Below are 24,247 nucleotides of genomic sequence, written 5' to 3'. Positions count from 1 at the left end.
AGTCATGAAAAAAATATATTTAATAGCACTAATAGTATTGGTTACTGTTAGCGCCTGCCGAAAACTGGATGTGTCTGTTGACTCCCAGTATGTAAACGGTAACTTTCCCAATACAACGCTGGATTATGCGGCGTTACTGGGAACTATGTATACCAACCTTGCTTCAAACTATGCGATCAACTACTGGCGTATGCAGGAGCTTTCTACAGATGAAGCTATCATTCCTGCCAGAGATGGTAACTTTGATGATGGTGGCCAGTACCGTCAGGAACATTATCATACCTGGACGTATGATCATCCTTATGTAACCGCTATCTGGCAATGGGGCTTTGGTGGGATCAGCAATTGTAACCGTCTGATCAGTTTGTTGGGCGCATCCAAACTGGACTCCGTTTCCAAAGCGGCAGATATTGCAGAAGTGAGAGGAGTGCGTGCTTTGTATTACTTTTTTATGATGGATACTTATGGTAACGTACCGCTGATCACTACTTTCCCGGTAGATACTTTGCCCAGCACACAACCAAGGGCAAAAGTGTTCCAGTTTATTGAATCGGAATTGCTGGATCTTACAAAGAAGTTACCTGCCAAGTCTAACGTCGCGGCTACGAATGTGCTGCAATATGGTCATCCTACCAAAGGAATGGCATTTGCGCTGCTGGCAAAGATGTACCTGAATGCAACAGTATATACAGGCGTATCACGTAATCCCGAAGTTGTAGCCATGGCTGATAGTGTGCAGGCGAATACTAATTATTCTCTGAATACTAATTACCGTGATATCTTTTTACCGAATAATGGTCCTTCGATCACTGAAACCATCTTCGCTGTTCCTTACGATCAACAGATTGCCGGTAACCAGTTCACCCGTTTTGGATTCTTCTATTACCTGGCACAGGCTTATGGATTCAATGTAGGCTTAAGCATTGCGATGAGTACCACACCGGAGTTCTATAACCGTTTTAACCTGCCGGGTGATGTAAGAACAAAGACATGGCTGGTAGGACCACAGTATTATCCTGATGGTGCCGGTGGATTTACCAGTCAACCTGTATATTTGCCTGATGGTGTTACACAGGTGAACATCACTCCAAATCTGATCCTTGTGCCGCCTAAACCAATGGACCTTGGTAATACCATTGCGAGCCAGTCAGAAGGTGTACGTTCTATCAAATACTACCCTGATCCACAGATCATCCAGGCTACCCGTTTAAATGGGAATGATGTACCTGTATTCCGTTTAGCAGATGTATTGCTGATGAAGGCAGAGGCTATCATGCGTGGTGCTGCAGCTACTACTGTAAATGGTGCGTTACAGACTCCTGAATACCTGGTAAATTTGCTGCGTACACGTGCAAAAGCTCCTGCTGTAACTAATCTTACACTGGATACATTATTAGATGAACGTGCACGTGAATTATCATGGGAAGGATGGAGAAGGAATGACCTGATCCGATTTGATAAATTTGAAGTGGAATATCCGCTGCCAAATGATGTGCTGAGTATGAATAAGGATATCAGAAGAAGAATCTATCCCGTACCTATCACCGAAATAAGACTAAATGGCAACCTGGTACAGAATCCAGGATATGACCAATAAAATTTCCTTTTTTTCAGCAGGAAGTTCCCCCGGAACTTCCTGTTTTAATTTAAATACATTTGTACATGAAAAGTTTGTTAGGTTTATTGTTGTTGATTTTTCCTGTTATAGATAAAGGGAAAGTACATATTAATAAGATCCAGGTAATAGGATCACATAACAGTTATAAAAAGGCGATTGATCCTGCATTATTTAAAATGTTCCGGCAACGGGATTCTGTTTCTGCGAGCAAGATAGATTATGAACATGTTTCTTTGACGGAACAACTGGAGATGGGGTTATTGAATCTGGAGATAGATGTATATGCTGATCCCAAAGGTGGAAAATATGCACATCCAAAAGGGTTGCAATGGGTACCGAATCAACCTCTTTTTGATACTGCCGGTGTGATGAATGAACCGGGATTTAAAGTATTACATATCCCTGATCTTGATTTTCGTAGTGATTGCCTCACTTTAAGACGTTGTTTACATGAACTGAAAGCATGGTCTGATAAACATCCTGATCATCCTCCTGTATTTATTACACTGGAACCAAAGGATGGCGTTGCTCCGAATCATGAGCTGACTGAACCCGATAAATTTACTGCCCGTGATTTTGATCAGTTGGATAGCACGCTGAGAGAAGATTTAGGTGTTGCGCAGTTGATCGTGCCTGATATGGTGAGAGGAAAGTATAATACGCTGGAAGATGCTGTATTGCATGATAACTGGCCTACACTGGATGATGCCCGTGGCAAGTTTTTGTTTGTGATGGATGATAATAACCGTAAAAGGGATTTATACATTGTAGGACATCCTTCTTTGAAAGGACGCGTATTGTTTGTGAATGCGGATCCGGGTACGCCTGAAGCCGCGGTGATGATCAGGAATAATCCACATTTCCCGGAAATGAAAAGTTTAGTAGAGAAAGGATATATTATCCGTACCCGTGCGGATTCTGATACAAGGGAAGCACGTGAGAATGATAAGTCCAGTTTTGAAGCGGCATGTAATTCAGGTGCACAGATCATTACAACGGACTATTATAAAAAGAGTACACATTTCAAATCTGATTATGTGATCAGTTTTGATGGAGATAGTAAATATTTCAGGTTAGATCCTGTATTCAGTAAATAGATGAAGTTATGTTTTCTTTCAGAGCGGCGCTAGTCCTGGTTTGTTTAAGTTTTTCAGTAAAGGCGCAGGAGCGCCTTTACCAGTATGTAGACCCTATGATCGGATCGGAAGGATTAGGGCGTGTATTTATCGGCCCTTCCTGTCCTTTCGGGATGATTAAACCCAGTCCGGATTGTACTTCGGGCCCTAACAGTGGATGGTTGCCTTCCCCGGTACCTGTTACCGGCTTCGGACAGGTACATGTGAGCGGGACGGGTGGTGGCCCTAAGTATGGGAATATCCTCATTATGCCTTATTCATCTCCTGCTCCGGACAAGTCGTCTTTGCGTGAGCATGAAACGGCCACATTAGGCTATTATAGTGTTGATCTGAAAAAAGATGGGATAAAGGCGGAAATTACGACTGCGGAGAAAGTGAGTTTTTACCGGTTCACCTATCAGCAGCAAAAATCATTACAGATAGATGCCGGGTTCTTTTTAGGAGAACAGCCGGTACCTGATGCAAGGGAAGCACAGCAGTTTGTAGGATCTGAAATAGAAGTAGTTTCAGATACGGAAGTAAGAGGGTATAGCAGGATAAGAGGGGGATGGAATAACGGTCCTGCCTATACTGTTTACTTTGATGCGGTGTTTGATCAGCCGGTGGCATCGGTTAATACATGGAAGGGGAAAGAAGTATATGCAGGTAAAAGAGTGCAGTTTGATTCCGGAGAGAAGACGGGCGCCTTACTGACTTTTAAAGGAGGTGGAGATTCTCTGAAAGTAAAGGTGGGTATTTCTTTTATCAGTTCTTTGAAGGCTAAAGAGAATATTGCTGCTGAGATACCGGGATGGAGTTTTGAGAAAGTAGTTGATGAGGTGAGGGCTAAGTGGGAACATCTCTTTGAACGTGTGGTCATTGATAGTTCTTCTACTATTGATCAGAAGAAATTATTTTATACTGCGTTATATCATACGATGCTGATGCCTGTTGACAGAACGGGAGAGAACCCTTTATGGAATGATCGGCCGTATTATGATGACTTCTATGCTATCTGGGATACCTACAGATCTTCCAATCCGCTCATCACTTTAATCTCTCCTGCAAGGGAAGTGGAGATTGTAAACGCGCTGCTGAATATTTATAAGCGTGATGGCTTTATGCCGGATGCCAGGAGTGGTAATGCTAATGGCCGTACACAGGGTGGTTCCAATGCAGAAGTATTGATTGCAGATGCATTTGTGAAGGGGTTAAAGGGGATTGATTACTCAGTTGGCCTTGAAGCGATGTTACAGGATGCCAATGTGCCACCAGGTGGTAATGAAGAGAAGGAAGGACGTGGCGGATTGACGGATTATAACAAGCTGGGCTATGTATCTTATAGTTTTGCAAGATCAGGTAACCGTACGCTGGATTATGCTTATGATGATTACTGTATTGCTACGGTGGCTAAGGGGTTGAATAAAACTGCCGTTTATGATCGTTTTATAAAGCAGTCGGGCAACTGGAAGAATCTTTGGCGGGATGATTATACAGATCACGGTGCGAAAGGTTTTATTATGCCTAAGGATGCAGCTGGCAAATGGCTGGATACGATTCCTTACGGAACGGCTAAGAACCAGCATCCCACTTTTGTATATGGGCCGTTGAGCAGGGAATTTCCCTGGTATGTATGTCACTGGTGTGCGTTCTTTTATGAGGCTACTTCCTGGGAGTATTCTCTGAGTATCCCTCATGAGGTACCTGCGTTGATTGAAAAGTCTGGTGGACCAGATGCTTTTCGTCGCCGGTTGGATACCTTGTTTACCAGGCGTTTTTACAATGTGGCAAATGAGCCGTCTTTCCTGACGCCTTGCCTGTACCATTGGATCGGCCGTCCTGATCTGAGCAGTGAGCGTATCCGTGAGATCATCAGTGGAAATTATAACACGTCTCATTTCGGGTTACCGGGGAATGATGATTCAGGAGCGATGTCTTCCTGGCTGGCTTTTCATATGATGGGGTTGTATCCTAATGCGGGGCAGTCTTATTATCTGCTGAATGCTCCTTTGTTGAAGTCAGTGACTTTGCACCAGGAAAATGGGAAGGACTTTATTATCATCGCTAAGGACCTTTCAGCGCAGAACCGTTTTGTGAAGTCGGTTACATTGAATGGCAGGAAGCTGGATCAGGCCTGGATAGAGCATGCGGATATTGTGAAAGGAGGGGAATTGATATTTGAGATGGATGTAAAGCCTTCAGCCTGGGGAACGACTGTATTACCACCTAAAAATTAATGATGAAAAGAGTTACCTGTTTACTGATATTCAGTTTGTTTTTTCTGCATGGTTATAGTCAGGCCCCTGTTGTGAAACAAGGGACTACTTTAAAGTATATATTTTCCCTGCATGGGCAGACAGTGCCTATTGAGTTCAGCGTATTGCACCTGACGGATACGCTGGTATTAGGCTGGAAAATCCGCGGCCTTGCCGGGGGCACTTATATAATGGTGCCGGCAGCGTTGCAGCATGCTGTGAAAATGAATTTTATACAGCCTTCGCCTGATGTCGCTATAAATTTGAAAGATGATGAGACGTTTATGATAATCTCTACAGATGCTTTCAGGAAACTGGAGAAGGAGCATGCATTTGTATATGATAATACGGTGTATAATTTAAAGGAGCGTGAAGGGAATATGTTACATGTGACTGCCAAAGATGAAACGACGGAATGGTGGATATTAAATAACCCCGACTTCCCTCTGGTTTGCAGGATTAAGGGAAGCCCGTTCGGTATAGATTGTTCGCTTAATGATGTGAAATAGTTGTGGTTTGTTAAGCGCGCACTGAAAAATGGTCGCATGTAAGGGCTGTATATTAGTGGCGTTTAACCCAAACCAGATAACGATGTCTACCCGATTATCCATCTTCCTTTTGCTGTTTTTAAGTGCCTGTGTTGATAAACATGCCGGCAACCCGATGATCAATGCTACCCGGCAAAAGGATATTGGTGGTATAGAGCAGGCAATGGCGAAGGGGATTAGTGTGGATATACAGGATGATGAGGGTAATACGCCCCTGATATGGGCGGTAAGTATGGGGTATCCTGAGATAGTCACGTTTTTGCTGAATCATGATGCCCTGGTGGATGCGAAGAATCACTTAGGGGAAACGGCTTTGGCCATTGCTACTTTCAGAGGGTATGAAGCCATGGTGGATACATTCATAGCTCATGGTGCAAATGTGAATAATGTGAACAGGGATGGTGTGACCCCGTTGATGTATAGCGCTACCCGTGGAGATGAGCGGATCGTTCGCCGGTTACTGGCAAAAGAAGCCAAAGTGAATGCGGTGAGTAAGGATGGGTTGACACCGCTGGTATATGCGTCGTTAAATGACAGGTTGAGTATTGTTCAGTTATTGGTAGAGCATGGTGCAGATGTGAATGTAAGAACACATGATGATGAGACGATATTGATGGGATTGGCTTCGAGGGGAAATGTCCGGGTGGCGGAGTATTTAATTGAGCAGGGAGCAGCCGTAAATGTTAAAAATAAATATTGCGATACACCTTTGCAGTCAGCCTGCAGAAGCAGGAAACTTGATATGATAAAGTTATTGCTGGCGCATCATGCAGATCTTAGTGTAACGGATGATGGAGGGAGAACTGCATTGCAGAACGCGGTGGAGTGGAAGCAGGATGAGGTAGCGGATTTGCTGAGAGCAGCGGAAGGGAAGTAACACATTTTTTAACAAAACATGATAGGCTCCGGAGCCTATCATGTTTTGTTAAAAACAAGGTTTTTTTAGTGCCTCTTAATATTATTCTGCAATGTTCTCTTAAAGATCGCTAAAGCCTGCTGCATTACCTGAGCCAGTCAGACCACTATATTTAATCACGCCTTTAGCATTGCCATTCCTTGTAAAGCCCCATCCCGGAGAGTTGTTACTGGCAGCACAGTTGGTTACTGTATGGGCCACGCTCAATCCTGAACTTCCTAATTTAAATCCATTTCCATCACCATTGGAACCTATACCATTACTGTTAGCCGTGCAGCCTGTTAATTTCACGGGATAAGTCTGTCCATAGAGATCAAATCCATCATCTGCATTAGAGGTAGCGGTACAGTTGTTAAACTGGTTACCAGCGCCTCCGGATAATTTGCAGGCAAAGCCGTCTGCATTTTCGCCGCCATTCTGTGTATCGTTGTTGCTGGTAGAGGTGCAATTATTTACACTTACGTTGTAAGCGCCATTGTACACCTGGATACCGGAATCTTTGTTGCCGCTGGCGTGTACATTGTTCACGTAGTTGTTACCACCGATCTGGAATACCAGGCCGGCATCGGGCGAATTTTTAATGTTCATGTTGGTAATGTTCCAGTAGCTGCCGTTTACTTTCACACCCCATCCTGAGGAAATACCGGAGCAGTCCAGAGTACCGCCGGTGAAATTGATCTTAGCGCTTGAAGTGCCGCTGTTGAGTAGTTGCAAAGTGCTTGTTAATTTGATGGTACCGCTGATGGTGATGATATCACCAGGTACTGCAGCCGAGATAGCAGACTTTAAAGCAGATTCTGTAGTGACTGTTACGCTGGTCGCTGCAGCTGTTACCTGTGCAGCAGCAATCGCCTGTGATTCGTTTAACGTTGGGGGGGGAAGTACATTGTTCTTTCCGCAACTGGAAAAAGCAATAGCCAGCAAAATAATCGCCAGAGGAGTTTTCATAACATTGGGAATTTTACGAAGGGTTAAAAATAATTATCAGGGTCAAATTTCAATTATAAAATGGAAGTGGGGATGATTATTTGTGCAATCGTTACCGGCATCGATTGCGTGTGCTAGAATGGAATAAGAAAGCTCCTGCCTCATGTGGCAGGAGCTTTCGGTGGTTAGTTTCTGATTACTTTTTTAGTTGTGAGTGTTCCGTTATGTGTAAGTTTCAACACATAAAAACCAGCGGGAATATTGCTGGCGGAGAAGGAACGGTTATAGCTACCTGCTGCCAGGTTTTCTCTTACTATAACTGCTACCTGTTTACCATTTACATCGTATACTTCCAATGTGGTTAAACCCGCATCTTTCAGCGTGAATGCAACAGTTGCGTTATTGTTGAACGGTGTTGGATATACGCTGAGTTGCTGAGTGGTCTCATTGGTTTTAGCAACGGCTGTTTTAGCTGCAGCAGGGATAGTTGTTACTACCAGTTGTGGCGTATTATTACCGGTTTCTTTTGAGTTCCATACCAGTCTTGGTGTGCTGATAGCCAGGTTAATCAGCGCCAGGGAGATGGCATTTCGGCCGGCTGCTTTTTCACTTTTCACGTATTCAGTGATATCCCAGTTGTAATAACGGGACAGTGAATCTGTGAGTGTAACCGTGCTTAATGTAGTTGCAGCTACAGCCGGTTTGTTATTCCATGTCAGCGAGGCTTCTGTCCAGGTAGTGTTGGATACAGCGTATACGCCAACGGGGATATTTGTGGTGCGGAGATCTTCCAGTTTACCGTATACTTTCAGGACTACGCTTGATATTGTACCGGAGATGCTGCTAAGATCGAACCCGAGGTATGTTTGTCTGTCATAGCCAGTGGTGGCAGCTGTATTGAGTTTAGTAGCAAGCAGTAATGGATCGCTGGCGCCATAAGCGCTGTCAGCATAAGTGCCATTTCTAACGTACGCATCTTTTACAGAAGTAAGTGTAGTCTGAACGGTGTTTGATACCGTCTTAATTTTTACTTCGGTGATACTGTTCCAGGCGTTTACGTTGTTACCATGTCCGAGGATCCTCACATATTTAGCGGTGGTGGTCGCGAAGGAGAAGGTTTCCAGGGCGGTGGTAGTACCGCTGCTTTGGAGGCCGGCAGCTACGGTAGTCCAGGCGGAACCGTCTGTACTGGTGAGGATGTCGAATGATGCTTTTCTGGTATCTCCGCTATAGAAGGCAATATCAAGACCGTTTACAGCGGTAGCGGTGTTCAGGCAGAACTGGATGTACTGACCGTCCCCACTGGCAGACCAGCGGGTAGTAAGGTCGTTATCGAGTACGTTGGTAGCTACGTTACCGTCATCGCTGCTGGCAGAAGCCGGGGTGCAGGCAGGCGTCACTACGCCAGCTTCTGGTTTCCACCAGTTACCGGAGATGAAGAGCTGGCATAACAGGCTGTAGGTATCGCTGTAGTAGCCGGACTTCTTTGTTTTGAGGAAGGTCCAGCCGCTGTTCAGGAATGCCTGGTTATTGCTGTTTACCACGGAAGCCGCAACAAAAGGTGCTACGAACACAGCTTCAGGATCTGTACCGGACACGGTACCGTTCAATTTGTAGCCGTCTTTGATATTGGCAGGATTACCACCGCTTTTGGTGATGATCCAGGAAGCGATTTTATTGGAGAGCGTGTATGCGTTGGAAGAGCCATACAGTGCATAGTCCATTACCACGCGCAGGGGTACGCGGCAGGCATTGTAGTTGTACTCATTTGTTTGAGGGCCTTCATCGATAAAGTCTGCCGGCGCAGGTTCCGGTGGGTTTTTCACCACGAAATCGGAGATCAGACCGGTAGAAGGGGAGTAGGTCGTGCTGAACTGGTTGTACACGGTGTACAGGTTATTGATGAGGGATTCCCAGGTAGCGTCCCCTGTCTCCTGACCGAAAGCCCGCATGTGGCTTAACATCCAGTCGGAAGGGCGGGTGTTCAACGCGCTTTTGGTATCCCAGTCGCCCAGGTTGAGGCGGTTGGTAGAAGTCACATTTGCCACTTTAAGGCCGTTTGTGATCATCTTTTTGGCCTCAGCCAGGTAATTGATGGTACCGGCAGAACCCCACTGGTAATGCGCCAGGATGAGGGAATAAGCGATATCCATATCACCATCGGTCGCAGAATCAAAATGACCCTGAGCGCTGCTGGCATCAGCCACTACCCATCCCATGAGGTTGGAGTTGATAGAGCTGTGGAAGGCGCGGGCCGTTTTGTACAAGCCGTCGTAGATGGTATGGGCGTTAGGATCGTAACCGGCCATGAGGGCTGTGATTACCATGCCATAACCGTGACCTTCTGAAGTGCCAAGAGGAGTGTACCCTTCGGCATCGCCGCTGATCTCTCCTTTGATGTAGTAGCCACCGGGGAGAGAGGACAGGTCGTTTTTCAGGTACTTGGCTTTCCAGTAGGTGTAGTAGCTGGCTACGCTGGCATTCATCTCTGTCTGGGTCGCGTTGCTGGGCTTGATACAGTTCGGATAGGAAATTGCTTGTGGGAAGGGCTTGTTCTGAGCCTGCACAAGGGTACTGGCAACGCATATAGCGCTGGTTGCCAGAAAGGCATAAAGCTTGTTCATAATGGTTCTATTTTAAGGGTAAGGTTTCTCTTTTATGGTCTTCTCTATTCCGGGTTTTCAATCGATTGTAAAATACTAATAACTCTAATATTATTGAATTTTTTCATGAAGTAATTTTGTCATTTCTCTATGTGGTTCAGGATCATGATAGAAATTATCGGGTGTTGGCACAAACATATTGGCATAATTAGTGTTTCTATCTATATAAAAGTATAATTATGGATATAATCATTCAATCACTGGGCTTTAAGGCAGGTGAATCCATTGAGCGTTTTATAGCAGAAAAGCTGAAAACGGTGAAAAGTGATAAGATTGTAAGAGCAAATGTGATCCTGTTCAAGGGTGCTGAATCAGATCCGGAGAATAACTATTGTGAGATTCGTCTGGAGATCCCGGGAAACGATCTGTTTGTAAAGAAGCATAGTACTTATTTTGAGACGTCGGTGAGTGAGTGCGTAGATGTATTGAAGCAGCAGGTAAATAAGAACAAAGAAAAGCAGGTACATAATTTACAGGCAGATACAGTGAAGATTCAGGATGCGCTGATAGAGAGCGATGCTGATGATGGGGATATTGAGCTGGAAGATGTGGTAAAATAAATTTCTGATATTTATTTGTATCTCCCGGCAGGTCTTGCCGGGAGATTTTTATTCAATAAGGTATTGAGACAGTATTTTGAACAGCGCATCGGGGAAAAAGGGTTTGCCCAGGCAGTCGTTCATGCCGGCTTGTATCGCCTTGCTTTTGATCTCTGAGACGGCATGTGCGGTGAGGGCAATGATGGGCGTTGTTATTTGTGAAGCTCTTATCTGCTGACTGGCTTCATATCCGTTTAATCCTGGCATCTGGAGGTCCATCAATATCAGATCATAATTGTTCTTTTTAACTTTAGCTACGGCCTCTTTTCCTGTTACGGCGTAATCCACTTTCAGCAGCCAGTTTTGCATAAATTTGGTGGCTATCATTCTGTTGATAGCGTCATCTTCTGCCAGGAGGACCTTCTTGCCTGCGAAATTATCTGGTGTCATACTTTTTACGGAAGGGATTTCTATGGTTTTAAATGGCAGGCAGAAGGAAAATATAGAACCTGTGCCGGGAATACTATGAAAACTAATGTCACTGTCCTGTAATAAGAGTACCTGTTTGGTAGTGGATAAACTTCCGCTGAAGATGTATTCTTTCTGGGAATCCTCGATCCCGATACCTGTATCTTCTACGGAAAAATCGATATATACCTGGGCGGGCGTGACGTTATTCAGCGATATATCCATTGTTACGGATCCTTCCTCTGTAAATTTCATGGCATTACTGACCAGCTTATTCAATACCTCTGTCAGCCTTAAAGGATCCCCTATGACAAGGTCCGGCACTTCTATGTCCCTTCTTACTCTTAAGCGTATTCCCTTTTCTTTTGCTACGTTCTCAAAAGAAGATTTTATCGAGCTGATGAGTGCGGGTAAGCTAAAAGGTATTTCTTCAAAAGTGATATTGTCTTTTTTGTACATTTTTGAGACTGGTATTTTCCAGTGTTGTTATAACAATTGTGGGGGTGGGATTGTTTTATCTTTCTGCTTATTTGAAATGAAGGGTGTTTTGCGGTTTATCGTAGAAACAATCAATATTGGCGACCGTTTTTAGGTTATCGATAAATACTTCTATGGGTTGGTTCTTATCAACTACGCCTGCGAATTTTCTATTTATAATAGTGGGGGTATCTATTACTACTGTTATACCGAACCAGCGTGGGAGTACTTTGGAAATTTCTTTCAGATCAGCATCATAGAAATAGTACATTCCTTTTCGCCAGCCAAGCACTTGTCTTTCATCAAAATTGTGCAAGGTGATTTTTCCATCAGCTATTACTTCCATGCCCGGTTTTACAGAGATGGTCTTTTCACCTTGCAATAAGTTCAATGCCCCTTCCACCAAAGATACTTTTACTATTCCAGAATCATAAGAGTTTACATTAAATTCTGTGCCTAATACTTTTATATCATTATGTGGCAAATGTATGATAAATGGCCTGTTTTCGTCTTTCGCTATTTTAAGATAAGCCTCTCCATTGATGGTGATTTCCCTTGTATTCCCTATGAATGCAAAAGGAAAGTCTAATTGTGTCAATGCATTCAGCCATATTTCAGTACCATCGTTCAGCCTGATTTTATAATCTATTCCTACAGGAGTTGTCAGGCTGTTCATACCTGTGCTCCCATCTTTGTATGATAAGGTATTGTTGGTGTTGTTTAGTTGGGTGTTAATGTCTTCTACTTTATTCAGGTCTATCACCTGACCATTAGCGAGCTGTAATTTTATGGTGTTGGTCGTTGTTTTTTTAGGGGAGTATAAATAAACGGTTATGCAAATGACTGCCAGTATGCTCACTAACACCATTTTTTTTAAAAGCGTTCTGTGCATACATCCTTTATCTGACTGCTGAAACATGGTTGTCAGGTCCAGCCAGTCTTTTGGGGGAACCAGCTCGTTGTTTTCGGGTAGCGATGCGATAAATTCATTCCATCTTAAACGAATGGCTTCATCCTGACTAATAAGCATACCTATCTCAAGAAGTTCGTCATTGTTGAGGGAACCGGCCACCTTACCAGCAAACAAATAATCAATATCGTATTTTTGGGTCATTTACAGTCTTATTGACACGGTTTTTAAAAACTAGCACTATATGGGGCTTCTTTTAGTGTCGTTCTTAATGTCTTCATGCTCGTTAGTTTTGTGCTCCTGATAAGGGATATTCGGAAAGTTGAGAGTTAACTCCTTTTGGGGTTTTAAGCGGGTAATATAAATTCATTAGATAAAGAGATATCGTTTTCTCTTTGTTTATGAATGCCATCATTTCTGGTAAAATTGTAAGCTTTATTTTTTATAGCATTAGATAAATAACTTTTTATAGAAGAAGTGATGTGCTGATGTAATGCTTCCTGCCAGAAGTCTATGAACAGTTCCTGTACAAGTTCTTGCGCCTCCCGTTTATCTTTCAATATTGAAACGGCAAGTACGTATAGCCATTTACGATTATGAGTATACAAATACTTGAACGCCTGAATGTTTTTTGCTTTCAGTTGTTTAAGTAATAGAATATCGTCTTTATAATCTGGAGTCATAATAGATATTCATATTTGTTGGTACTAATTTACAATACAGTTATGAGTAATTGGTTAATACAAGGTTAATAGCCAATATTTTGTGTGTCTTATATTACTCATTTAAGCAGCGTTGTTTTACATGTCCCAATCGCTTAACAATTCATTAAGAATTGCTATGGTTCAATGTTACCGGAATATTAAGCCGTAAAAAAAAGCAGATTGGATATAGTGCGTCCTTCTTTAAATCGTGTCAATATATTTAACGTGTCGGCATTGCTTTAAAAGTACACCTTATGTCATGTTCCGTTTATTCACTACTTAATTGCTAAACATGGAATGCATTCTACTATTACGGGCTCATTATCGGAAGCTCTTTATTCCTATTACTCTGCTACTGCTTTTATCATTTCCTGTGCTTGCTTCCAGACAAGAACAAAAGATTACTCTCAACGTGAGTAACAAGACGTTGAAAAATGTTTTTCACGCAATTGAAGAACAGACAGATGTTCTAATTATGTATGACTTGGCAGTGATTGATGACAACGAAAAGGTGAGTATTAATGTGAAGGAGATGATGTTGGAAGAGGTACTTAATAAACTGTTTTATAACAAGCCTGTGAAGTGGAGTAAGAAGGGAAATGTAGTAAGGGTTTTTATCGAGGCTCCGGTAAAGGAGCCTGTTAATTTGGGGGATCCGGTGGTATCGCTGATAACTATTTCTGGAAAGGTAACGGATGATAAGGGAACGGCGTTGCCATTTGCTAATATAGTCGTAAAAATGACAAAGAGGGGCGTGATTACTGATGAATCGGGCAATTTTTCACTTGCAGCAATACCAGAGAATGCCAGCCTCGTAATTAGTTACACAGGTTTTGAAACAATTGAATTATCTATTAAGGGACAAAAGAAGATACTCGCAGTACTTAAAAAAAATATTAGTGAACTTGATGCGACAATCATTCAAGGATACGGAACAACAACACGTAGACTAAATACAGGAAATATTGGACGAATTACTGCTGAAGAAATCGAAAGACAACCAGTGATGAATCCATTACTTGCGTTGCAGGGGAAAATTGCGGGGTTAGATATTAATCAGAAAAATGGGTTTGCTAGTGCGCCCGTAAAAATTGAATTAAGGGGTAGAGGAACAATAGGAGATTTCCCTTCTGATCCATTATATATAGTTGATGGTGTACCATTAACTATAGTTGATTTATATGGGGGATCAAGTTACAAAAATGGTTCAGTCGGTTATCTTCAAAATGGATTAACTGGCCCGGCTGGCGGTCAAAGTCCATTTTTTAATATAAATCCTGGTGATATTGAGAGTATTGAAGTGTTAAAGGATGCGGATGCAACTGCTATTTATGGCTCACGGGGGGCCAACGGAGTTATTCTTATCACAACAAAGAAAGGAAAAGCAGGTAAGACACAGTTGGATTTTCATATACAAGAAGGAACATCAAGTATTACGCGTTTCTATCATATGCTCAATACACAGCAATATCTGGCTATGCGAAAGGAAGCTTACAAAAATGATAATATTGTTCCTTCATCTGAGAATGCTTATGATCTTTCATGGGATACAACTCGTTATACTGATTGGCAAAGGGCTCTTTATGGGGGAACTGGTAAGACTATTGATTTGCAAGGAAGTCTTTCGGGAGGAGATGCGAATACTACCTTCAGAATTGGAACAGAATACAATCATACAACTAATATATTAACAGTGAGTGGAGCTGATCAACGGGCGGCCCTTTCATTAAATCTGACCCACAAATCATTAAATCAACGGTTTAGTGTTTCTTTAATAAGTTCATATTCCCTTACGCAATCGAATATGATTAATCTTCCTGGCAATATTACCTACGCACCAAATGCGCCTTCCATTTATAATGCTGCCGGGAACCTGAATTATGATGGCTGGGGAGGGCAAAATGGAGATGCTAGAAATGCTTTCCCATTTGCAGGTCTTAAGCAGCCTTATATTGCTAAAACTAATTTTCTTAATAGTAGTTTATCATTAAGCTATACTATTATGAAAGGACTGATGTTTTCTACAAGTTTTGGTTACAATGTAGCTCAGGCAAATCAACAACAGCTTAATCTTTTTACATCTAAGGATCCTCTTAATGGATCGACAGGAGATGCTGGTTGGGGATATAATAGTAATAGAAATTGGATAATAGAACCTAAACTATCTTACGAGCGATTTATTAATAAGGGAAAGTTTCAAATATTACTGGGTGCTTCTAATCAACAAACATTGACTAATGGGTTGAATATTTCAAGTGATGGATATACTAGTGATCAGGCAATGAAAACTCTTTCTAATGCCACTAGTCAGTCAAGTCAGGAAAATTCAGGGCAATATCGTTATGCAGGAATATTTGGAAGAATTAATTATAATTGGGAGAATAAATATATGCTCAATATTTCAGGGCGTAGAGATGGCTCATCCCGATTTGGAGTTGGCAAGCAATACGGAAACTTTGGATCAGTAGGTGTCGCTTGGATTTTTACCGAAGAAGATTGGTTTAAGAATAATGTTGACTTTATAAGCTTTGGTAAATTGAGAATGAGTTATGGGACTACAGGTAGTGATGCAGTTGGAGATTACAAATACTTGACACGATTTTCTCCAAATGGAATCCCTTCATATGGTAATGTTGCTGGCGTCGTTCCTATCCAACATAGTAATCCTGATTATCGTTGGCAAGTTAATAAAAAAATGGAAGCAGCATTTAACGGGGGATTTTTTAAAAATCGTATTAATATTGAAGCTGCTTATTATCGAGATCGCTGTGGTAACCAACTTGTTTATTATCCTACTCCAATATTCACTGGATTTACTAAAGTCATTGCTAATTCACTCGCATTAGTTGAAAACTCTGGATGGGAGTTTTCGGCAAATGGGAACATTATTCAAACCAAAAAGTTTAATTGGTCTATTAATTTTAATATCTCCCTCAATAAAAATAGATTGCTCTCATACCCTAATTTTGAATTATCTCCTTACGTTGGACAATTCGTTATAGGGCAGCCGTTAAATATTGTCAGACTTCTACATAATGTTGGGGTAGATTCTAAAACCGGTGAATATATATTTGAAGACAAAAATAAAGATGGCCAAATTAGTATTGACTACTCTGGGAATTCTGATGATGCTTATATTAAGAAGATCAGTCCAGATTTTTTTGGAGGGGTAGGAATGAACTTTAGCTATCAAAATTTTCAGCTAAGTATGTTTTTTAATTTTAAGAAACAGGTTGGCATTAATGGTACTGCTTTTGGTAACTTTCCTGGTTCAATAAATAGTAATCAACCCATAGAAGTATTAAACCGTTGGCAAAATCCTGGAGATATATCCCACGTTGCTCGATTTACTACGCAACCCCAATTGTCTGATGGACAGTTTACTAGCGTGTCTGATGGTATATATACTGACGCGTCATTTATTAGATTATCTAATCTTTCTTTATCGTATAATCTACCATTTCTCTATGTGAGCAAGCTAAGTATGCAAGGATGCAGCTTGTTTTTGCATGCTAATAATATATTTGTCATAACAAGGTATAAAGGAATAGACCCTGAAACTCAGAATTTTGGAGGCCTACCTCCAGCCAGAACTATAGTTGGGGGTATCAAATTTAATTTTTAAAACCTAGTAATAATGAAATATAAAAATATTTATAATAAAGGTTTTAAGAGCATTTATTATTTGCTCATGAAATTCATTAAAAGTAATAGTGTCTTTACAAGGTTAATTCTGTTACTTTTTTTTGTATTTTTTAATAGTTGTGATAAGTTAGTAGACATTCCGCAACCCGTTGATAGTCTTACTTCGGTAGAAGCGTTTAGTACAGATGAGAACGCAATTGCTGTTATTACTGGAGTTTATAGTAATCTGAGTTACAACAAGGGACGGAATAATTTTGTAAATACGTCTTTATCTTCTCTGTGTGGGAGTTCTGCAGATGAATTAATCCCGTTGAGTGATCCCCTAGATCCATTCCAAACCAATAATCTATTAGAAACAGATGGATTTGTATATAATCAATTCTGGTCGTCAATTTACAATACCGTATATGAAGCTAATGCCGTTTTGGAAGGGGTTTCTGAATCTACTACTTTAACAAGTAGAATTAAATTGCAACTGAGAGGAGAGGCGCTATTTTTGCGAGCCTTTAGTTATTTCTACTTAGTCAATTTATTTGGAGATGTTCCATTAGTCACTAATACTGCTTGGGCAAAAAATAACCTTTTGCAACGTTCGCCTGTAGGGAAAATTTACAGTCAGATTGAAATTGATCTAAAAGAGGCGCAAACTTTGTTACCCCAAGATTATAGTATTACTAATGGTGAAAGGATTCGGGCAACTTCTTGGGCAGCCACTGCTTTATTGGCGAGGGTTTATTTATATACTGGAAATTGGAACAATGCTGAGATAGAGTCTGATAAAGTAATTTCTAAAACAGATCTTTATGCACTTCAAGATAATTTAAATGATGTCTTTTTAAAGAATAATAATGAGGCTATTTGGCAATTGCAAGTATCAGCTGATAGATCTCCTTATGCAACGCGTGAGGCCTTTAACTTTGTTCCCAGAGGCTCTTCTTATCCCAACTACTACATTACCAGTCAATTATTAGGATCATTTGAAAAAGATGATAAAAGGCTTACGGTCTGGGTTGGTATTAGTGGAAGCTCGCCTTCATATTATTACCCTTCCAAATATAAAATCCGGCAGGGAACGTCCGGTAGCACTAATGAATATTATACCTTATTAAGAGTTTCAGAACAGTATCTTATACGTGCAGAGGCAAAAGCAGAACAGAATAATTTAGAGGGGGCGGTTTCTGACTTAAATATTATTCGTGCAAGAGCAGGTTTGACGGATTTATCTGCTGCATTAAATCAAGAAATGATGCGGAAATCTATTGCTCAAGAGAATCGTGTTGAATTTTTTGCAGAATTGGGACATCGCTGGTTTGATCTAAAAAGAACAAATCAAGCTGCTGTCATCCTAAAATCTATTAAAGGAGAAAACTGGCAAAATACGGATGTTTTATATCCAATTCCTTTATCAGAAAGAAAGATAGACCCTAGTCTTATACAGAATCCTGGGTATTAGTATAATTTTTTTTTGACTTAAAATTTAATATTACATGTCTATCAGGCTTTTTAGAATTTTATTATTAGTTACATTATCGCCCCTTTCACTGTTTTCTCAAACTTTAAAAGGATTTAAAATTACAGGTCATATAAAAGGATTGGAAGAAGGCGAAAAAGTAGCATTATCTATTTTCGATTTTAAAAAAATGAATTGGTCCATTAAGGATTCTGCATTAGTGAAAAATGGAGAGTTTCTTATTAGTAGTGAAGCCCCGGATAGCTTGGGAGGCTATTATGCAATGAGTTTTAATAAGCATACTAATAAATTTTGTCGTCTGTATTTGGATAATGAACAAATTGTAAGTATATCTTGTGATAGTAATATTTCAAAAATCAGGCCGTCTACATTAGATAATTATTTTAATATTAAAGGAAGCCCAACGAATGAAAAATGGCATCTTTCACAAAGCTCTATAGATTTTTATTTAACAAGTATGATAAATCTCAATGGGTATGTACAAAAAATAAAAGATTCTTTAGGGTTTAATCCAGCATTGATTGAGTCAGCTTTAAAAGCAAGGGAAATGTCTACAGAAAGTTTTATTATAAGTTCTTTTTATCATTGGGATCAACCTTATCCTAAATCAGTTATTCCTTTTGAAATTGTAGTGCATAGTTTGATTTCATATTCAGGTCATGCGGCTTCTTTTGGGGATGTATACATTGGATTGGATGAGAGTATAAAAAAATCGCATTATGGCAAGTTATTAAAAGACTATTGCAGATTATTAATTAATCAACCATTTCCTGAATTTAAGCTTCCTACTGTAGATGGTAAATTATTAATGTTAAAAGATGTTGTGTCTAAAGGAAAATTAACATTAGTGCATCTTTGGGCCAATAAGTCTGCATTTAGGAACGAAATAGAACCAGAGTTGGTGATGCAGTATAATAAATACCACAATCAAGGATTTAATATTATCGGAATTTCAGCAGACTCTTATGTAGAAGAATGGAAGGAGGCGCTAGATGTTGATAAATATCCTTGGTACAATGTTATAGATTTAAAAGGAAAAATAACTAATGAGATATACCATGAAGGAGGGCACAGAGTTCCTAATACTACTGATATTTTGGTTGATGAACAAGGTAAAATTGTTGCATGGGATCTTACTGGTATAGAACTACAATATTATCTATGGAGAGAATTTGGCAGCTAATATTTACTAATAAAATGATATCAAAATGATCAGGAAGATGGCATTGACTTGTTTTATTATGCAGGTAAATTTTATACTCTATGCGCAGAAAAGTAACTGGCAGCATATGGATTTAAAGACTGATAGTGTATTTGGTATAAGCACTAATAAAGCATATGCTGAATTGCTAAAGGATAAGAGAAAGACGGCTGTGGTTGTTGCAGTTATTGACTCCGGGATAGATACTACGCATGAAGACTTGAAAAAAATGCTTTGGATTAATAAGAATGAAATTCCAAGTAATGGGAAAGATGATGATCATAATGGATATGTTGATGATATTTATGGATGGAACTTTGTTGGCTCTGAAAATGGAAAAGAAGATGTAACTAATATTGCGGGAATTAAGAAGCAATTTTTTGATAGCCTTTCTTATACTGCGGTGAATGAACTTTATCGTACTGAATATCAATGCAATAGGAAGAGTGTTAAGGAATTTAAATCTCATCTAAATAATGCGCAGAATCTCTTATTTGATCTTGAAGAGCGAAATAAAATTGTTGAGCAAATAATTAAACAAATAGGTAAAACAAATCCGTTATCGTCAGATTTTAAAAAATATCGACCAGCAAATGATATAGAAAAGCAAATCTGCGAAATCATAATTAGATATTTGCCTTATTATGTTGATTTTATTCAGTATAGACAAAACGAGATTAATAATCAAATAACATTGATAAAAGAGCATATTGAACATGGATTAAATATTGCAGATACAACATTATCAATTATAAATAATGATGATTCTGATGTAATGGGGCCATTTACTCTTTTCCCTTTTCCAGGTCCATATCATGGATCGCATATAGCTGGAATTATTGGTGCTGTACGGAATAATGGAGTTGGCATGGATGGGATTGCTGATTCTGTGTCTATTATGTCATTGCGCGTTATATCTTCTTTTCGGGAATTGCGTGATAAAAACCTGGCTGATGCAATTAGGTACGCAGTTGATAATGGTGCTAAAATAATTAATTTGAGTTTCGGTAAACTATACACATGGAATAAATTAGCAGTTGATAGTGCAGTGAAATACGCAATGAAGAAGGATGTCTTAATTGTTCATGCTGCAGGTAATGATGCATTAAACCTCGATGTTAATAATATTTATCCTAATCCAAGATATGAAGATGAAGGGGTTGCACAAGCATGGATAGAGGTCGGTGCAACAGGGCCTATAAATGATAGTAGTTTGATAGCATTGTTTTCTAATTACGGTAAAAAAAATGTAGATGTATTTGCACCTGGGGTGCAGATATATTCTACTGCGCCAGGTTCAACCTATGTTTCCCTGAATGGTACCAGCATGGCAGCTCCTATGGTAGCAGGCCTAGCAACAATATTGAGAGAATATTATCCTACATTGACCGCCTTACAGATAAAGGAAATTATTATGAAGTCAGTAATGAAAGTGAACCACAATGTTAATATTAAGGAGCTTAACGGGCATTTGCAATCGCTTCCTTTTTCTGACCTATGTGTTTCTGGCGGCATTATAAACATGTATAATGCCATTCAATTGGCTAATAGTTATAAATGACTATGAATTATTGCACCAACATTTTGTTGGTGCAATAATTCATAGTCATTTATTGCAAAAAATAATGCCAAAACTTACTATTTGTAGTAAATCTTGTTGGCTGAAGCAGCACTAGTGAAGAATGTTGCCTGGGCATTAGCGGTGATTAAAAAGAGCGTGTGTGAAGCACGTGTTGCACTTGTCAAGTGTCCCGCATAAATAAGTTTTGCACCTAGGAATGGAGTACCAGCAAAAGCAGTAGAAAAAGCAGTAAATTTTTTAGAGGTTTTCGTTGCGAAAAGGCTTCCTACTACCAATGTAAATGCGCCACCTAGGAGCATGAATTTTGAGATTTTCATAAAAAAAATTGAAAGTTAAAAATTGTACCTACTCTTTTAAAGGTTTTCGGTTTCTCCTTACCCGCCATAATTCAACGGTATCGGGTGTCCCGTTTTATTCATCTTAGTTTACTATCCGTCGTCACGGATTGATTACTACTAATGAAGTAGATGTAATTTATTATCAGTTCAACAGACGATAACCTAATAAAGCTGGTTCAAGATATCTTAGCAAAAAATGAATTATGCCACTATTACCTATCATGAAATCTGCTGTAGGATCATTGTATTGTTCTAAGTTCCAATAGCCTGAACCATTTGAATTCCTTATCAAGGTATGGAGGAATACTTCTGCTATCCAATTTGCACGTTTTTGCCACTCTTCATTATTAAATACACGCATAGCTTCAATATATAATTCACCTATTGATGCCAATCCATCTTTTTGTGTGAAATTATTACTTACAATGCAGGACGTATATTGCAACAAAGCTCTTTCAGCCAGCTGTTTATAATTTTCTTCGTGTAGTACTTCATATGCTTTTATCAGCATTAGTATAATTCCCCTTCGTTCATCGCCAACTTCAAAATCATCTGATACGTTATTGTTAAAGTACTGCTTATCAAAAAAAATCTTTAAATGATGGGCTCTATTTAATACCCATTCTATAGCCTTGTGTGTGATTGTTAATACCTGTTCATCTTTGTAAAGAGAATTATATTGTAATAAAAACCATATTATGCCTGTGTTGCCATATGTAAAGCTTAACAGCTTTTCTCCCTTTGATGTAACAGGGAAAATCCAGGAACCATCTTTTTGTTGATTTTGCAGAAGAATAGTGATGATTTTATTTAATGATGTTTGTATAAATCCTTCTGGTAAATATGCACTACATTTTAGTAGTGCAATTCCCTGTCCAGTGATGCCATTGATCAGATCCAATCGAGAATCAGATACCTCAAGGCATTGTTGTAGTTTGGTTTTGTTTAATTCATTATTATCAAGGAGCCCTGCCTCTATGCCCTCTGATAATGCAATTGCTACCCCTGCTGCTCCACTATACAAACTTGGTGAAATATCGGGTAGAAGTAGCATGCATTTTTCTTCAATAAATGTCCATCCTTTTTTATAGCCCTTCATACAGGAATCGATTGAGAATCCTATTCTAGATGCCCTTGCCAACAAATAAAGCACGCCGCTCAGCCCCTCACTAAATCCAATGTACCGTATGTATTCTTTATTTTGACTTGTGTTGAAACTTGCGAGTTTAGATTCACGCGAGTACCACACATCATTCAACATGACCATGGGGGATGTATTAAGCCCCTCAATGGCTGCGGCAGTTATTTCTCTTATCTGCTGAATGCTGGGTTTAGTGTTATAATCCTTGTTTTTATCGATATGATTAGTGGATTGTAGTGTTCGTTGATAATCTGTAAGAGCTGAATAAACTAAAGAAATTACTGGCCTGCATGTTGGATCTGGGTTCAGGCAATCAGCTATTACTTGGGAAAGTTCTCTAGCTCTCGTAAAGAAAAAAATATTATTGGATAGATCCTTAGTAAAGTAGTTATTAAATTTTACTGGAGACAACCCTGTAGTTATTTCCAATATTGTGGCGCCTAATCCATAAATGTCTTCTTTTATCGTAGGCGTCATTACTAACTGTTGTTCTGGAGACATAAACCCCCCCGTGCCTAATTGAAATGGGGCATCAAATTTGTGCTCCTTAATTGAATAAGTTAATTCCATATCAATCAGAAAAATCTGATCTTTTTTGTCGATCATGAAATTCACAGGTACAATGTCTCTATGGACGAATCCTCTGTTATGCAACTTTTCAATGATGGAAGTAATGTTGATGAGATAATTTAATATTCTTAAGGCTTTATCAGGTGGAAGTTGAAACCAGCAATTAGAATCAATGTTTATCTCTTTAACAATATCATATAATGAATTGCCTTTAATGTATTCCATTACCAAATAGCTGTCTCCATCTTCTTTGAACAGATCAATAATCCTAGGGAGAGGAATGGTGTCAGCAAGCTTGTGATATAATTCTTGTTGCCAAGACAAACGATCATGTATGTCACGCCCAGTGTCTTCGGAAGACATATTTTGAATGCCCTGTTTGATAACACATGGCGCAGTACGAAAAAGCCCTTTCACATAAATACCTTTATAAACGTTGCCCCTTACATCCGTTTTTAATGTTGATAATAGTTTATAAATATTTTTAAATACCTTCTTTTGCTTTGTAATAAGCACATTCGTTAATACACTAAAAGGCCAGGATATGCCTTCTGGCATGGAAAAGGGAATATTGTAGGGATCTTTTATTAATGCGCCTTTAGCATCGTAAATATATTTTTCCTCTATGCCGGCTATATTCTTCCGCATAATAGGATTGAAGCTTCCATACCTTGTATATACAATATTACCAAGTTTTATATCCGTAGGGATGGCAGGACCTTTAAATGTTTGCGTTATTTGAATTAACCTTTGAGCCAAGGAGAGGGATGAAGCATCATCCTCTGGATAGATGCTGATAATTTTGCCAATTTGCGCAACTCCTAAATAGCCACTCAATAGGTACGTGCAGTCCGTTTTACCAGCAGCTATTTTAAAAGGAACATGTGCTTCTATTAAGACTGGTATAACTATTTTTAAGAGATCAGATACCTGGGAAATCACAGCAGATAAATGTAATATCCAACCCTGTACACGTGTGATTTCGCCTACCTGTAAATAGTAGTCAACCATCTTATAATCGAGCTGATAGTATTCGAGTATCACTTTATAATCACTTCCCATTTCAAGAGGTGGAACGATTAACGCAGATGAGCTGTAAGGAGTAATATTGCTATTGTTTTTACGCATATATGCTGATTATTCTAGTTATGACTTTGGT

General features: G+C 39.7%; 17 protein-coding genes. 10 read left to right on the top strand and 7 right to left on the bottom strand.

Going from position 1 to position 24,247, the window contains the following annotated elements; all coding sequences use genetic code 11:
- The first annotated feature begins 4 nt into the window (after nucleotides 1-4).
- The 5 genes from GO495_RS29375 (at nucleotide 5) to GO495_RS29355 (ending at nucleotide 6,413) form a co-directional block, all read left to right on the top strand.
- Nucleotides 5-1,597 (top strand): RagB/SusD family nutrient uptake outer membrane protein, encoded by a 1,593-nt coding sequence (locus GO495_RS29375; RefSeq protein WP_157303524.1) that lies wholly within the window; start codon nucleotides 5-7, stop codon nucleotides 1,595-1,597.
- 65 nt (nucleotides 1,598-1,662) lie between these two features.
- On the top strand, nucleotides 1,663-2,715 hold the full coding sequence (locus GO495_RS29370; RefSeq protein ID WP_157303523.1) for a phosphatidylinositol-specific phospholipase C1-like protein: 1,053 nt from the start codon (nucleotides 1,663-1,665) through the stop codon (nucleotides 2,713-2,715).
- An 8-nt stretch (nucleotides 2,716-2,723) separates the two neighbouring features.
- Nucleotides 2,724-4,970: a GH92 family glycosyl hydrolase gene (locus GO495_RS29365; protein WP_157303522.1), complete on the top strand. Its 2,247-nt coding sequence runs from the start codon at nucleotides 2,724-2,726 to the stop codon at nucleotides 4,968-4,970.
- Between the two features lie 2 nt (nucleotides 4,971-4,972).
- Nucleotides 4,973-5,497, top strand: a complete 525-nt coding sequence (locus GO495_RS29360; RefSeq protein ID WP_170302744.1) for a hypothetical protein — start codon at nucleotides 4,973-4,975, stop codon at nucleotides 5,495-5,497.
- A gap of 82 nt (nucleotides 5,498-5,579) precedes the next feature.
- Nucleotides 5,580-6,413: an ankyrin repeat domain-containing protein gene (locus GO495_RS29355; RefSeq protein WP_157303520.1), complete on the top strand. Its 834-nt coding sequence runs from the start codon at nucleotides 5,580-5,582 to the stop codon at nucleotides 6,411-6,413.
- Nucleotides 6,414-6,512: 99 nt separating this feature from the next.
- Here GO495_RS29355 and GO495_RS29350 read toward each other — a convergent pair whose 3' ends face one another.
- Together GO495_RS29350 and GO495_RS29345 are read right to left on the bottom strand one after the other, a co-directional pair.
- Nucleotides 6,513-7,400: a right-handed parallel beta-helix repeat-containing protein gene (locus GO495_RS29350; RefSeq protein WP_157303519.1), complete on the bottom strand. Its 888-nt coding sequence runs from the start codon at nucleotides 7,398-7,400 to the stop codon at nucleotides 6,513-6,515.
- A 164-nt stretch (nucleotides 7,401-7,564) separates the two neighbouring features.
- Nucleotides 7,565-10,003, bottom strand: coding sequence for a glycosyl hydrolase family 8 (locus GO495_RS29345; protein WP_157303518.1), 2,439 nt, complete (start codon nucleotides 10,001-10,003; stop codon nucleotides 7,565-7,567).
- 218 nt (nucleotides 10,004-10,221) lie between these two features.
- Between GO495_RS29345 and GO495_RS29340 the strand changes: the two genes are divergently transcribed.
- Nucleotides 10,222-10,602 (top strand): HPF/RaiA family ribosome-associated protein, encoded by a 381-nt coding sequence (locus GO495_RS29340; RefSeq protein WP_157303517.1) that lies wholly within the window; start codon nucleotides 10,222-10,224, stop codon nucleotides 10,600-10,602.
- A 48-nt stretch (nucleotides 10,603-10,650) separates the two neighbouring features.
- Here GO495_RS29340 and GO495_RS29335 read toward each other — a convergent pair whose 3' ends face one another.
- The 3 genes from GO495_RS29335 to GO495_RS29325 all read right to left on the bottom strand — a co-directional run bounded on the left by GO495_RS29335 (nucleotide 10,651) and on the right by GO495_RS29325 (nucleotide 13,119).
- Entirely contained in the window at nucleotides 10,651-11,508 is an 858-nt protein-coding gene (locus tag GO495_RS29335; RefSeq protein ID WP_157303516.1) for a response regulator, read from the bottom strand.
- Nucleotides 11,509-11,575: 67 nt separating this feature from the next.
- Complete coding sequence (locus GO495_RS29330) at nucleotides 11,576-12,640, bottom strand: FecR family protein (protein ID WP_157303515.1); 1,065 nt, start codon at nucleotides 12,638-12,640, stop codon at nucleotides 11,576-11,578.
- A gap of 143 nt (nucleotides 12,641-12,783) precedes the next feature.
- The gene (locus tag GO495_RS29325; RefSeq protein WP_157303514.1) at nucleotides 12,784-13,119 is read right to left on the bottom strand and encodes an RNA polymerase sigma factor; all 336 of its coding nucleotides are present in this window, start codon (nucleotides 13,117-13,119) and stop codon (nucleotides 12,784-12,786) included.
- A 313-nt stretch (nucleotides 13,120-13,432) separates the two neighbouring features.
- On the opposite strand from GO495_RS29325, the gene GO495_RS29320 reads away from it, so the two are divergent.
- From GO495_RS29320 to GO495_RS29305, 4 genes are read left to right on the top strand one after another with little or no spacing between them, the layout of a single operon-like run.
- Complete coding sequence (locus tag GO495_RS29320; protein WP_157303513.1) at nucleotides 13,433-16,765, top strand: SusC/RagA family TonB-linked outer membrane protein; 3,333 nt, start codon at nucleotides 13,433-13,435, stop codon at nucleotides 16,763-16,765.
- A 12-nt stretch (nucleotides 16,766-16,777) separates the two neighbouring features.
- Nucleotides 16,778-18,238 (top strand): RagB/SusD family nutrient uptake outer membrane protein, encoded by a 1,461-nt coding sequence (locus GO495_RS29315; protein WP_157303512.1) that lies wholly within the window; start codon nucleotides 16,778-16,780, stop codon nucleotides 18,236-18,238.
- Between the two features lie 34 nt (nucleotides 18,239-18,272).
- Nucleotides 18,273-19,439: a TlpA disulfide reductase family protein gene (locus GO495_RS29310; RefSeq protein ID WP_157303511.1), complete on the top strand. Its 1,167-nt coding sequence runs from the start codon at nucleotides 18,273-18,275 to the stop codon at nucleotides 19,437-19,439.
- 25 nt (nucleotides 19,440-19,464) lie between these two features.
- The gene (locus GO495_RS29305) at nucleotides 19,465-21,018 is read left to right on the top strand and encodes a S8 family serine peptidase (protein ID WP_157303510.1); all 1,554 of its coding nucleotides are present in this window, start codon (nucleotides 19,465-19,467) and stop codon (nucleotides 21,016-21,018) included.
- 77 nt (nucleotides 21,019-21,095) lie between these two features.
- On the opposite strand, the gene GO495_RS29300 is transcribed toward GO495_RS29305, so the two are convergent.
- Together GO495_RS29300 and GO495_RS29295 are read right to left on the bottom strand one after the other, a co-directional pair.
- Nucleotides 21,096-21,356, bottom strand: coding sequence for a hypothetical protein (locus GO495_RS29300; RefSeq protein WP_157303509.1), 261 nt, complete (start codon nucleotides 21,354-21,356; stop codon nucleotides 21,096-21,098).
- A 163-nt stretch (nucleotides 21,357-21,519) separates the two neighbouring features.
- Nucleotides 21,520-24,216: a class III lanthionine synthetase LanKC N-terminal domain-containing protein gene (locus tag GO495_RS29295; RefSeq protein ID WP_157303508.1), complete on the bottom strand. Its 2,697-nt coding sequence runs from the start codon at nucleotides 24,214-24,216 to the stop codon at nucleotides 21,520-21,522.
- Nucleotides 24,217-24,247: the final 31 nt, after the last annotated feature.

This window comes from Chitinophaga oryziterrae, assembly GCF_009758125.1.
Lineage (GTDB): Bacteria > Bacteroidota > Bacteroidia > Chitinophagales > Chitinophagaceae > Chitinophaga > Chitinophaga oryziterrae.
The sequence above is the reverse complement of the archived record's forward strand: the minus strand, read 5'-3'. Positions and strand labels throughout refer to the sequence as shown.

Coding starts and splice junctions, on each gene's coding strand:
- GO495_RS29315 (WP_157303512.1), top strand. CDS start 16,778: ATGAAATATAAAAATATTTATAATAAAGGTTTTAAGAGCATTTATTAT.
- GO495_RS29295 (WP_157303508.1), bottom strand. CDS start 24,216: ATGCGTAAAAACAATAGCAATATTACTCCTTACAGCTCATCTGCGTTA.
- GO495_RS29325 (WP_157303514.1), bottom strand. CDS start 13,119: ATGACTCCAGATTATAAAGACGATATTCTATTACTTAAACAACTGAAA.
- GO495_RS29355 (WP_157303520.1), top strand. CDS start 5,580: ATGTCTACCCGATTATCCATCTTCCTTTTGCTGTTTTTAAGTGCCTGT.
- GO495_RS29305 (WP_157303510.1), top strand. CDS start 19,465: ATGATCAGGAAGATGGCATTGACTTGTTTTATTATGCAGGTAAATTTT.
- GO495_RS29300 (WP_157303509.1), bottom strand. CDS start 21,356: ATGAAAATCTCAAAATTCATGCTCCTAGGTGGCGCATTTACATTGGTA.
- GO495_RS29350 (WP_157303519.1), bottom strand. CDS start 7,400: ATGAAAACTCCTCTGGCGATTATTTTGCTGGCTATTGCTTTTTCCAGT.
- GO495_RS29345 (WP_157303518.1), bottom strand. CDS start 10,003: ATGAACAAGCTTTATGCCTTTCTGGCAACCAGCGCTATATGCGTTGCC.
- GO495_RS29365 (WP_157303522.1), top strand. CDS start 2,724: ATGTTTTCTTTCAGAGCGGCGCTAGTCCTGGTTTGTTTAAGTTTTTCA.
- GO495_RS29370 (WP_157303523.1), top strand. CDS start 1,663: ATGAAAAGTTTGTTAGGTTTATTGTTGTTGATTTTTCCTGTTATAGAT.
- GO495_RS29360 (WP_170302744.1), top strand. CDS start 4,973: ATGAAAAGAGTTACCTGTTTACTGATATTCAGTTTGTTTTTTCTGCAT.
- GO495_RS29375 (WP_157303524.1), top strand. CDS start 5: ATGAAAAAAATATATTTAATAGCACTAATAGTATTGGTTACTGTTAGC.
- GO495_RS29330 (WP_157303515.1), bottom strand. CDS start 12,640: ATGACCCAAAAATACGATATTGATTATTTGTTTGCTGGTAAGGTGGCC.
- GO495_RS29320 (WP_157303513.1), top strand. CDS start 13,433: ATGGAATGCATTCTACTATTACGGGCTCATTATCGGAAGCTCTTTATT.
- GO495_RS29335 (WP_157303516.1), bottom strand. CDS start 11,508: ATGTACAAAAAAGACAATATCACTTTTGAAGAAATACCTTTTAGCTTA.
- GO495_RS29340 (WP_157303517.1), top strand. CDS start 10,222: ATGGATATAATCATTCAATCACTGGGCTTTAAGGCAGGTGAATCCATT.
- GO495_RS29310 (WP_157303511.1), top strand. CDS start 18,273: ATGTCTATCAGGCTTTTTAGAATTTTATTATTAGTTACATTATCGCCC.